Annotated in this window: 11 protein-coding genes; 8 read left to right on the forward strand and 3 right to left on the reverse strand. The window is 74.4% G+C overall.

Going from position 1 to position 9,924, the window contains the following annotated elements; translation table 11 throughout:
* Nucleotides 1–28: 28 nt before the first annotated feature.
* Nucleotides 29–1,507, forward strand: a complete 1,479-nt coding sequence (locus IEW03_RS12445) for an SDR family oxidoreductase (protein ID WP_188524017.1) — start codon at nt 29–31, stop codon at nt 1,505–1,507.
* Nucleotides 1,508–1,542: 35 nt separating this feature from the next.
* Here IEW03_RS12445 and IEW03_RS12450 read toward each other — a convergent pair whose 3' ends face one another.
* Nucleotides 1,543–1,860, reverse strand: coding sequence for a hypothetical protein (locus tag IEW03_RS12450; RefSeq protein ID WP_188524018.1), 318 nt, complete (start codon nt 1,858–1,860; stop codon nt 1,543–1,545).
* Nucleotides 1,861–1,992: 132 nt separating this feature from the next.
* Between IEW03_RS12450 and IEW03_RS12455 the strand changes: the two genes are divergently transcribed.
* A complete protein-coding gene (locus tag IEW03_RS12455; protein ID WP_188524019.1) occupies nt 1,993–2,748 on the forward strand; it encodes a VOC family protein in 756 nt (251 codons plus the stop codon).
* A gap of 27 nt (nt 2,749–2,775) precedes the next feature.
* Here the strand turns inward: IEW03_RS12455 and IEW03_RS12460 are convergent, their stop codons facing one another.
* Nucleotides 2,776–3,396 (reverse strand): nucleoside/nucleotide kinase family protein, encoded by a 621-nt coding sequence (locus IEW03_RS12460; RefSeq protein WP_188524020.1) that lies wholly within the window; start codon nt 3,394–3,396, stop codon nt 2,776–2,778.
* A gap of 177 nt (nt 3,397–3,573) precedes the next feature.
* On the opposite strand from IEW03_RS12460, the gene phnD reads away from it, so the two are divergent.
* From phnD to IEW03_RS12485, 5 genes are read left to right on the forward strand one after another with little or no spacing between them, the layout of a single operon-like run.
* Nucleotides 3,574–4,506, forward strand: a complete 933-nt coding sequence (gene phnD, locus IEW03_RS12465; RefSeq protein ID WP_188524021.1) for a phosphate/phosphite/phosphonate ABC transporter substrate-binding protein — start codon at nt 3,574–3,576, stop codon at nt 4,504–4,506.
* 5 nt (nt 4,507–4,511) lie between these two features.
* Entirely contained in the window at nt 4,512–5,354 is an 843-nt protein-coding gene (locus tag IEW03_RS12470; RefSeq protein WP_188524181.1) for a phosphonate ABC transporter ATP-binding protein, read from the forward strand.
* Entirely contained in the window at nt 5,335–6,228 is an 894-nt protein-coding gene (gene phnE / locus IEW03_RS12475; protein ID WP_229737963.1) for a phosphonate ABC transporter, permease protein PhnE, read from the forward strand. Before IEW03_RS12470 ends, phnE begins: the two co-directional genes overlap by 20 nt.
* The gene (locus IEW03_RS12480) at nt 6,225–7,073 is read left to right on the forward strand and encodes a tyrosine-protein phosphatase (RefSeq protein WP_229737964.1); all 849 of its coding nucleotides are present in this window, start codon (nt 6,225–6,227) and stop codon (nt 7,071–7,073) included. Before phnE ends, IEW03_RS12480 begins: the two co-directional genes overlap by 4 nt.
* Nucleotides 7,070–7,711, forward strand: a complete 642-nt coding sequence (locus IEW03_RS12485; RefSeq protein WP_188524022.1) for a TetR/AcrR family transcriptional regulator — start codon at nt 7,070–7,072, stop codon at nt 7,709–7,711. Before IEW03_RS12480 ends, IEW03_RS12485 begins: the two co-directional genes overlap by 4 nt.
* 9 nt (nt 7,712–7,720) lie before the next feature.
* Here the strand turns inward: IEW03_RS12485 and IEW03_RS12490 are convergent, their stop codons facing one another.
* Nucleotides 7,721–8,074: a TraR/DksA family transcriptional regulator gene (locus tag IEW03_RS12490; protein ID WP_188524023.1), complete on the reverse strand. Its 354-nt coding sequence runs from the start codon at nt 8,072–8,074 to the stop codon at nt 7,721–7,723.
* A gap of 144 nt (nt 8,075–8,218) precedes the next feature.
* On the opposite strand from IEW03_RS12490, the gene IEW03_RS12495 reads away from it, so the two are divergent.
* The gene (locus IEW03_RS12495; protein ID WP_188524024.1) at nt 8,219–9,910 is read left to right on the forward strand and encodes a glycerophosphodiester phosphodiesterase; all 1,692 of its coding nucleotides are present in this window, start codon (nt 8,219–8,221) and stop codon (nt 9,908–9,910) included.
* Nucleotides 9,911–9,924: the final 14 nt, after the last annotated feature.

Genomic DNA, 9,924 nt, shown 5'->3' on the forward strand with positions numbered 1-9,924 from the left:
GCTAGCCTGGCTAGCGAGAGGATTCGCCGTGAGCACCGACGAGCTCGTGCTGGTGACCGGCGCCACCGGCTACATCGGAGGTCGGCTCGTCCCGGAGCTGCTCGCGGCCGGCTACGCCGTCCGCGTGCTCGTGCGCCATCCCGAGCGGGTCGAGACGCGGGACTGGGCCGGCGACGTGGAGGTGGTCGCCGGAGACGCCGAGTCGCCCGACGACCTGGCTCGTGCGCTCGACGGCGCCGACGTCGCCTACTACCTCGTCCACGCCCTGGGGGCGGGCCCGGGGTTCGCGGACCGCGACCGCGCCACCGCCCGCGGCTTCGCGGACGCTGCCCGCACGGCAGGGCTGCGCCGCGTCGTCTACCTCGGCGGGCTGCACCCCGACCAGGAACGCCTGTCTCCCCACCTGGAGTCCCGCCGGGAGGTCGAGGAGATCCTGCTCGCCGGCGACGTCCCGACGATCGCGCTCCGGGCGGCGGTGATCCTCGGCTCCGGCAGCGCGTCGTTCGAGATGATGCGCTACCTCACCGAACGGCTCCCCGCGATGGTCGCCCCGCGGTGGGTGGACAACCGGATCCAGCCGATCGCCGTGCGCGACGTGCTGCGCTACCTCGTGGGCGCCGCCAGCATCCCGGGAACGGTCAGCAGGGCCTTCGACATCGGCGGGCCCGACGTCCTCACCTACCGGCAGATGATGCAGCGCTACGCCGCGGTCGCCGGGCTGCGACTGCGGCTGATCCTGACCGTGCCGGTGCTCACCCCCCGACTGGCAAGTCTGTGGGTCGGCCTCGTGACGCCCGTGCCCCCGGCCATCGCGCGCCCCCTCGTCGGCTCGCTGGTGCACGAGGTGGTGGCCCGGGACCAGGACGTCAAGGAGTACCTGCCCGACCCGCCGGGCGGGCTCGTCGGCTTCGACGACGCGGTCGCCCTCGCCCTCGCCCGGGTCCGCGACCTCGACGTCCGGACGAGCTGGGCGGGCGCCTCCACCCCCGGCGCGCCCTCCGACCCGCTCCCCGAGGACCCCGACTGGTCGGGCGGCAGCCTCGTCGTGGACGACCGTTCACGCACCGTCGCCACCAGCCCCGAGTCGCTCTGGTCGGTGATCGAAGGCATCGGCGGCGCCCACGGCTGGTACTCCTGGCGCCTCGGATGGGTGGCACGGGGCGTCATGGACCGGCTCTTCGGCGGCCCCGGCCTGCGCCGGGGCCGGCGGCACCCCGACCGGCTCGCCCCCGGCGACGCGCTCGACTGGTGGCGGGTGGAGAAGGTCGTCCCGGGGCGCCTGCTGCGGCTGCGCGCGGAGATGCGGCTGCCCGGGCTCGCCTGGCTCGAGCTGTCCGTCGAGGACGACGACGGGCGCACGATGTTCCGCCAGCGCGCGATCTTCTCCCCGCGCGGCCTTCCGGGCCAGCTGTACTGGTGGGCGATCAGCCCGTTCCACGGCATCGTCTTCGGCGGCATGCAGCGCAACATCGCCCGCGCCGCCGAGGAACATGGCGCCGCAGGGTGAGCGGCGTACGCCCTCGCCGCGCCACCTTGCCGCCCTCAGCCGCGGGCCCGGCGCGCCCCGAGGGGGCCGCCGAAGACCATCGAGATCCCCAGCACGTAGCCGACGTCGTACCAGTTGCCGTTGTTGTGCACCTCGTAGACGGACACGGTGTCCGTGAACAGGGAGACGACGAACGTCACCGGCAGGATCATCCCCTGCCACAGCCCCCACCAGAACCCGTAGGGGCCCGCGCCGCCGAGCGTCTGCGTGTCCACCCCCGGGTTCGGCCCCGCCGCGCAGGCGGACACGACGAGCAGGACCACCAGGGCGGTCGCGACCGCCGTCGTCGTGCGCACGCGAGCTCGCGAGGTCATGCCGTCACTGTCGCACTGCGGGACCGCCGTCGCGCGCCGTCGCCCCTGCCCGGCGGGTGTCGGTGGAGCGCGGAAGACTTGACGGTGCGCGCCGCCGGCACCGTCGCCGGGGCCGACCCCGAGGAGGTAGCGATGAGCACCGACACGACCGCTGGGCATCCCCCGGACCCCGACTCCGCCGGGACGCTGGGCTCGGTGGTGTTCGACGCCCCTGACCCGCGGGCCTCCGCCGGATTCTGGCGGGCGCTGACCGGGGCACGGGAACAGCCGGGCTACGGGCAGGACTGGGTCGCGCTGCGCACCCCGGACGGCTGGGGGCTGGACTTCCAGCCCGCCCCGGACCTGCGCCCGCCCGAGTGGCCCGGGCAGGACCGCCCGCAGCAGCTGCACCTGGACCTGCGCGTGCCCGACGTGGCGGCCGAGGTGGAGCGCGCCGTCGGCCTCGGCGCCACGGTGCTGCGCGAGAACCCGGAGTGGACCACGCTGGCCGACCCCGCCGGCCACCCGTTCGACCTGTGCCACGCACCCGAGGGCGACGGGCTGACCGTCATGGGCGTGACCTTCGACGTGCCCGACGCGTCCGAGGCGGCGGCGTTCTGGTCACGGATCCTCGGCGACCCGGTGGTCTACGACGCCGAGGGGATGGCGATGCTCGGCGGCGAGCGGGCCGTGCTGTTCCAGCAGGTCGAGGGGTACACCGCCCCGCGCTGGCCCGACCCCGCGTACCCGCAGCAGCTGCACCTGGACCTGCAGGTGCCGGACGGCGACCTCGACGCCGCCGAGCAGGCGGCGCTCGCGGCGGGCGCGACGCGACTGCCCGGCGGGGAGGACACCTTCCGCGTGTTCGCCGACCCGGCCGGCCACCCGTTCTGCCTCTGCACGTCCTAGCCGCGACCTGCCGGAGCCCAGCCCGGGCTAGGCGGGCAGCAGCAGGGCCGGGCGGTCCGGATGGTCGACCCGGACGACGACGTCCGCACGCCGCTCCGGTCGCGCCTCGCGGCGGTAGCGCCCGTAGGCGGCCAGGGTCCAGGCCTCGTCGAGCGGGGTGTTCCGGGTCTCGGTCGCGGGACTCAGCGCGAGGTGGACGGCGAGGTCGGCGTCGAGCCCGCGCCCGAGCAGCAGCGACCCGTCGAGCACGACGACGGTGCCCGCCGGCGCTTCGGCGTAGCCGGCGCGGGTGGAGCGGCCGGTCGCCGGGTCGCGCAGGGACGGCAGCCAGCGGCCCCGCCGCACGACAGACGTGAGCACCTCACGGTTGAGCGCCTCGACGTCGAGCCACGCGTCGAGCAGCGAGTCCGGGTCGCGGTGCCCGTGCTCGAGCCGCAGCGAGCGCTGGCGCAGGAAGTCGCGCGCGCCGACCCGGGCCGTCGGGCGACCCGCGGCACGCAGCGGCTCGACCAGCGCGTCCGCGAGCGCCTCCGGCCGCGTGGAGGGGTGCCCGTCGACGAGCACGCGTACCGGGCGCGCGTCGTGGGTGAGCACCCGTTCGACGACGTGCGCCACCACACCGTCCGGGGTCACGGGCTGCACGTGCACGCCGTCATGCTGCCACCTCGCCTCCGCGAACCGGAGGCGACTCCATCCGTTGTTCACCGAGTCTTCGGTTCCAGGTCCGACGGTCTCGTAATTCGCCGTCACCTTCGCCGGGTGTCCTTTCGGTATCGCCAGTCGCGATACCCCGCCGGTCCTGCCGGCCCACCGAAAGGAACGCCCATGCGTGCCCGCGCCCTCCCCGCTCTGGGCCTGCTCGGCCTCGGAGCTGTCGTCGCCCTCACCGGCTGCTCGACCTCCTCCCCGGACGCCGCTGCCGCCGCCTCCGACCCCGACGCGCCCATCACGTTCGCCACGACCCCGCTCGGCGACGACCCCGGCGCCGAGAACCCCATCGACGCGTTCGCGTCCCTCGTCGAGGCCGAGACGGGCCGCGAGGTCGAGATCGTCGACGTGCCGGACTACACGGCCGTCGTCGAGGCGCTGCGCAACCACCACGTCGACATCGGCTTCATGAGCGGCTTCCCGTCGGCGCTCGCCGTCAACACGGGCGAGGTCGACTCGCTCATCGCGTGGCCCGGCAACGACGACCCGGTCTCCACCTGCCTCGTCCCGGACGACTCGCCGCTGCAGTCGCTGGAGGACATCGCCCCCGAGACGGTCGTCGCCTTCGCCGACCCGGCGTCGTCGTCCGGCTACTTCATGCCGGTGGCGATGCTGCACGACGCCGGCCTCGAGCGGGACGCCGACTACACGCCGCTGTTCTCCGGCGGCCACGACATGAGCTTCACCGCGCTGAAGGAGGGCCAGGCGGACGTCGCGTGCACGTCGACGATCTTCCCGCAGCTGGCCGGCACGGGGGACCCGATGTTCCCGTTCGAGAAGGGCGAGACCCGCTCCATCGGCGAGAGCGCGTCGATGCCCGTGGCGGTGACGGTGCTCGCCGACCAGCAGCTCGCCGACGACAAGCGCGAGCTCCTGCTCGACGCGCTGCCGAACGTCTTCACCGAGGAGAACGCCGAGGAGCTCGGCGCGATGATGGAGGCGATGCAGGGCACCGAGCCGGTGCTCGAGCCCGACGACGCGCTGTTCCAGCCGTTCGTCGACATCGCGGCGATCGCCGACGTCGACATCTCGGACCTGAGCGGGTCGTGAGCACGATGACCACGGCCACCACCCTGTCCAGCGCCCCGCCCAGCACGACGCTGCCGCTCGCGACCGTGCGCGGGCTGCGGGTCGCCTACGGCGACAGGCCGCTCGTGCTCGACGGCGTCGACCTCGACCTGTTCCCCGGCGAGCTGGTGGCGCTGCTCGGGGCGTCCGGTTCCGGCAAGTCGACGCTCATGAAGGCCCTCACCGGCTTCGCCCCGGTGAACGAGGGCTCGGTGCGCGTCGCGGGCTACGACCTGACCAACCTGCGCCACGGCCAGCTGCGGGGCCTGCGCGCGTCGGTCGGGCAGGTCTTCCAGCAGTTCAACCTGGTGGGGCGCCTCAGCGTGCTGACGAACGTGCTCACCGGCGCCCTGCACGACGCGGGCCCGGTCAACCTCGTCGGCGGCTTCTCCGCCGCGCACCGCAGGCGTGCCCTGGAGCTCCTCGACCGGGTCGGCATCGCGCACAAGGCGAACGAGCAGGCCCGTTCGCTGTCGGGCGGTCAGCAGCAGCGCGTCGCCATCGCACGCGCCCTGATGCAGCAGCCGCGGATCGTCCTCGCCGACGAGCCCGTCGCATCCCTCGACCCCAAGATGTCGCACGCCGTGCTCGACCTGCTCCACGACATCGCCCGCCAGGACGGCATCCCGGTGCTCGTCAGCCTGCACGTGCTCCCGCTCGCCCTGGAGCACTCCGACCGGATCGTGGGGCTGCGCCACGGCGAGATGCTCGTCAGCGCCCCGACCCGCGAGCTCGACGCCGAGAAGCTCGACGTGCTCTACGCCGACGTCGACGGCCACGACGACCGCTTCGACGAGGAGGGAGACCACCGTGGCGCTGCTCTCGCCTGAGACGACACCCGACGGCACGACCGGGACCGCGGGGTCCCCCGAGACCGCGCGCCGTGGCCGGCCCGCGGAGCGGCCGCAGCTGGACCCGCGCGAGCGCGAGCGCCTCGAGCGCGCGTTCTCCGTGCCCCGCGCCCGGTTCCTGCTCGGCGTGCCGGTCGCCGCGATCTTGCTGGTCTGGTCCTTCGTCGGCGCGGAGTTCGACTTCGCCAAGCTCGGCGAGGGCGCGGCCAACATGGGCGAGTTCCTCTCGCGCATGTTCCCGCCGACGTGGGACAAGCTCGACGTGATCGTCGAGCTGCTCGTCGAGACGCTGCAGATGGCGATCGTCGGCACCGTGCTCGGGGCCGTGCTGTCGTTGATCGTCGCGTTCGGGGCGGCGTCGAACATCGCACCGCGCTGGCTGTACTACCCCACCCGGTGGGTCATGAACGTCATCCGGTCGCTGCCGGACCTGGTGTTCGCCCTCATGTTCGTCTCCGCCGTCGGGCTGGGACCGTTCGCAGGCATCCTCGCGATGACGGTCGGCTCGATCGGCTCGATCGGCAAGGTCTTCGCCGAGGCGATGGAGGCCGTCGACGACGGCCCCGTCACGGCCATGCAGGCCGTCGGCTCCTCGCGGCGCCAGGTCGTGCAGTACGGCGTGCTGCCGCAGGCCGGGCCGATGCTGGTGTCAGACACGCTCCTGCTGTTCGAGGGGAACGTGCGCGGCGCGACCATCCTCGGCATGGTCGGCGCCGGCGGCATCGGCCTGGAGCTCACCACCGCCATGAAGATGTACGACTACGGGCACCTGTCCGCGATCGTCATCTGCATCATCGTGCTGGTCACGGTCATCGACCAGGCCAGCGCCGTCATCAGAAGGAAGATCACGTGACCCTCACCGACCTGCCCGTCGACGCCACCGACGAGACCGCCCCTGCGCTGCAGCTCAGCCCGCCCGTCAACCTGCGCGACCTCGGCGGCGTGCCCGTGGTCGGCGGCACCGTGCGCGAGGGCTTCGCGATCCGCGCCGACGACCTGTCGATCGTGACGCCGGAGGCGGCGGACGCCCTGGTCGAGCGCGGCCTGCGTGCCGTCGTCGACCTCCGCTCGGCCGACGAGGTCGGCATCACCGGCCGCGGCCCGCTCGGCACGCGGTCGACGGTGACGTACCACCACGTGCCGTTCATGGCGAGCATCGCGCAGGCGGCGGACAGCGCCGCCGAGGACACCGACGGCACCCCGGCCGCCGAGATGCTCGACCAGAGCCGGTTCGGGCGCATGTACCTGCGCATGTACGAGGGCGCGGCGCCCCAGGTGGTCACGGCGCTCGCGATCATGGCGCACTCCCCCGGCGCCGTCGCGTTCCACTGCGCGGCCGGGCAGGACCGCACGGGCGTGCTCGCCGCGTCGCTGCTCCTGGCCCTCGGCGCCGAGGACGACGACATCGTGGCCGACTACGCCCGCACCGGGCGGAACTCGGCGGCGATCATGGCGCGGATCGCGCCGGTCATGCAGCCGCTGATGAGCCGGTACGGCTACGACCTCGACGAGGGCGCGCGAGCCGCGCTCCGCACCGAGTTCTCGCCGGAGCCCATGCGCGAGCTGCTCGCCGCTCTCGCGGAGCGGCACGACGGCGACCGCCTCGCCCCGCTGCGCGCGGCGGGCCTCACCGACGGCCTGATCGCCCGGCTGCGGGAACGGGCCCTCGCGCACGACGGCGCCGCGGGCGCTGCATGACGAGCCTGCCCACGGAGCGTCCAGGGGTCGCGGCGGAGCGCCGCGGCCCCCGGCGCCGTCCCGGCCGACCGCGGGCGGCGGGTCACGACGCGCGCATCCTCGACGCGGCCGGCCTGCTGCTGGAGCGCGGCGAGGAGATCACCGTGAGCCGCGTCGTGGAGCTCAGCGGCGTGAGCCGCGCCGCCATCTACCGCCGGTGGCCCAGCATGACCGACCTCGTCGCGGCGGCCCTCGACCGCGGGCGGGAGCCCTACGAGGTCCCCCTCGACGGCGACCTGCTCGAGAACCTCCTGACGGCGTTCGCGCCGGGTGCCCGGTCCGCCGGACGGGACTTCCCCGAGGAACGCTTCCGCCTGCGCCTCCGGCTCGCGCTCAGCGACCCCCGCCTCGCGCGGGCGTACTGGAGCTCGCACGTGGCCCGCCGCCGGGACGCGCTCGTCGCCGTGCTGCGGGCGGGCGTCGAGCGCGGCGAGCTGCGCCCCGACACCGACGTCGACGCCTGCATCGACCTCGTCAACGGGGTCTTCTACTACCAGTACGTCGTGCGGGGCGTGAGCCTGGACGACCCCGCCGCGGTGGCCCGGTGCCGCGAGGCCGTCCGGGTCGCCTGGCGGGGGATGACCGTCACCCCGGACTGACGGGGCCGATCAGCCGGCGTGCGCCACGCAGCGCGTGGCGGCGGGCCGGACCTCGAGCCGGGCCGCCGGGATCGCGCGGCCGCACACCTCGCAGACGCCGTAGGTGCCGGCGGCCACCCGGTCGAGCGCGGCGAGGAGGTCGCCGCGCTCCCGCTCGGCCTCGGTGGCGAGGGCCGCCTGCTGCTGCCGCTCCCAGGCCAGCGTCGACCCCTCGGGGTCGTGCTCGTCGTCGGCGTTGGTGTCCCGCGCCGCCTCGACGAGGCCGTCCACCGCCCGGCGCTGCGCGGCGAGGCGGGCGTCGACCTCGGCCAGCCGGGCGCGCAGCCGGGCCGTCGCGGCGTCGGGGCCGTCCTCGGGGTCCATCTCCGCAGTCTCGCACCGGAAGTTCGCCCCGCCGTCGCCCACGCGCTACCTCGTCGGCGGGCGCCGCACACCGCACCGACCTAACGTCACGAGAACCGCGGGTCGCCGGGCCGTGGCGACCTCGCACCTGAGGAGAGGACCGCCATGTCCGCGAGAGACCTGACCGCGCTCGGCGCGACCGCACGACGCCGCACGCTGCTCGCGCCGCCGGGTGCGCGCACGATCTCGGGCGCGCTCGCCTTCACGCTCGCCGCGGGGGTGGCCGCCGGGTCGGCGGCCGCGACCCTCGTCGCACCGCCGGTCGCGGCCGCCGCCCCGCTGCCGTCCGCGCCGGGCGACGTCGCCCTCGCCGAGGACTTCGACGACGTCGCCGACGGCGCGCTGCCGGACGGCTGGAACGCCGTCAAGGGCGACTGGGCCGTGCAGGACGGCGAGCTCGTGGGCGAGCCGGAGAGCCTCGGCCGGATCACGTTCGGCCCGCACCTGGAGAACTACCGGCTCGAGGCCACCGTCCGGTTCGACGCCGTGAACAACGACCGCCGCTGGCTGGCCCCGATCCTCGACATCGACCCGGCGGGCGGGGTGCCGTGGTGGCAGGCCGCGATGCGGTCGGCCACGACGGCGGGCAACGGGATCGAGATCGCCCAGCGCACCGCCGCGGACGCGTGGAGCGTGCCGTACACCGCGGCGGCGCCGTCGGACGCCGGCGTGGGCACCGACGTGCCGATCGCGATCGAGGTGCAGGGCCGGGACGTCACCTGGGTCTACGACGGGCAGGAGGTGCTGGAGGGCCGCATCGACCGGTCCTCGGGCGGCGTGCTCGGTTTCGCCGCCGACGGCGCCCGCGTGAGCATCGACGACGTCGTCGTCACGGAGCTGGCGCCGAAGCCCGTCGTGAACGAGCCCGGAGAGCTCCCCGTGACCGCCGCCCACCGCGGCTACTCGGCGGTCGCCCCGGAGAACACGCTGGCCGCGTACGCCTCCGCGGTGAAGTCGGGGGCGGAGTACGTCGAGATCGACGTGCACACCACCGCCGACGGGCTGCCCGTCGTCATCCACGACCAGACCGTGGACCGCACCACCGACGGGTCCGGCGACGTCGCCACGCTCGACGGCGACGCCGTGACCGGCTTCGACGCCGGGTCGTGGTTCAGCTCGGCGTTCACCGGCGAGCTGGTGCCGACGTTCGCCCAGACGCTCGACCTCGTGGACGAGGGCTCGTCGGACATGCTGCTGGAGATCAAGGGGCCGGAGACGCGCGAGGAGGTGCACCGCGTCATCGACATGATCACCGACGCCGGGCTGCAGGACCGCGTGGTCGTGCAGTCCTTCGACGAGAACGCCCTGCGCCACGCGTACGAGCGGGCGCCCGAGATCCCGCTCGGCCTGCTGCGCAGCACCCTCGACGCCGACCCGGTCGCCAAGGCCGACGAGCTGAACCTCACGTACTACAACCCGTCGGCGGCCGCGGTGCGCACGAAGCCGTCCGTGGTCGACGACCTCAACGAGGCGGGGATCGGCGTCTTCGTGTGGACGGTCGACTCCGCCGGCGACTGGGCGGAGATCACCGACCTCGGCGTCGAGGGCATGATCACCAACCGTCCCGGCGCGTTCATCGGGTGGAAGTCGGCGCAGGGCCAGGGCGAGCCCGCCCCCGGGCCGGGTCTCCTCGCCCGCCTGTCGCAGCTCGACCTGAGCACCGGCCAGGCGCAGCAGCTGTTCTCCGCGCTCGCGCACGAGGACTGGGACCGGCTCACCCGCGTCGTGGAGAAGCACGTCGACGACGCCGAGCAGCGCGACGCGCTCCTGGCGGAGATCGACGAGCTGCGCGGCTGACCGCCGTCTGCGTC

This window comes from Isoptericola cucumis (genome assembly GCF_014635665.1).
In the GTDB taxonomy this organism is placed as follows: domain Bacteria; phylum Actinomycetota; class Actinomycetes; order Actinomycetales; family Cellulomonadaceae; genus Isoptericola; species Isoptericola cucumis.

Coding starts and splice junctions, on each gene's coding strand:
- IEW03_RS12450 (WP_188524018.1), bottom strand. CDS start 1,860: ATGACCTCGCGAGCTCGCGTGCGCACGACGACGGCGGTCGCGACCGCC.
- IEW03_RS12470 (WP_188524181.1), top strand. CDS start 4,512: ATGACCACGGCCACCACCCTGTCCAGCGCCCCGCCCAGCACGACGCTG.
- IEW03_RS12490 (WP_188524023.1), bottom strand. CDS start 8,074: ATGGACCCCGAGGACGGCCCCGACGCCGCGACGGCCCGGCTGCGCGCC.
- IEW03_RS12455 (WP_188524019.1), top strand. CDS start 1,993: ATGAGCACCGACACGACCGCTGGGCATCCCCCGGACCCCGACTCCGCC.
- IEW03_RS12495 (WP_188524024.1), top strand. CDS start 8,219: ATGTCCGCGAGAGACCTGACCGCGCTCGGCGCGACCGCACGACGCCGC.
- IEW03_RS12485 (WP_188524022.1), top strand. CDS start 7,070: ATGACGAGCCTGCCCACGGAGCGTCCAGGGGTCGCGGCGGAGCGCCGC.
- phnD (WP_188524021.1), top strand. CDS start 3,574: ATGCGTGCCCGCGCCCTCCCCGCTCTGGGCCTGCTCGGCCTCGGAGCT.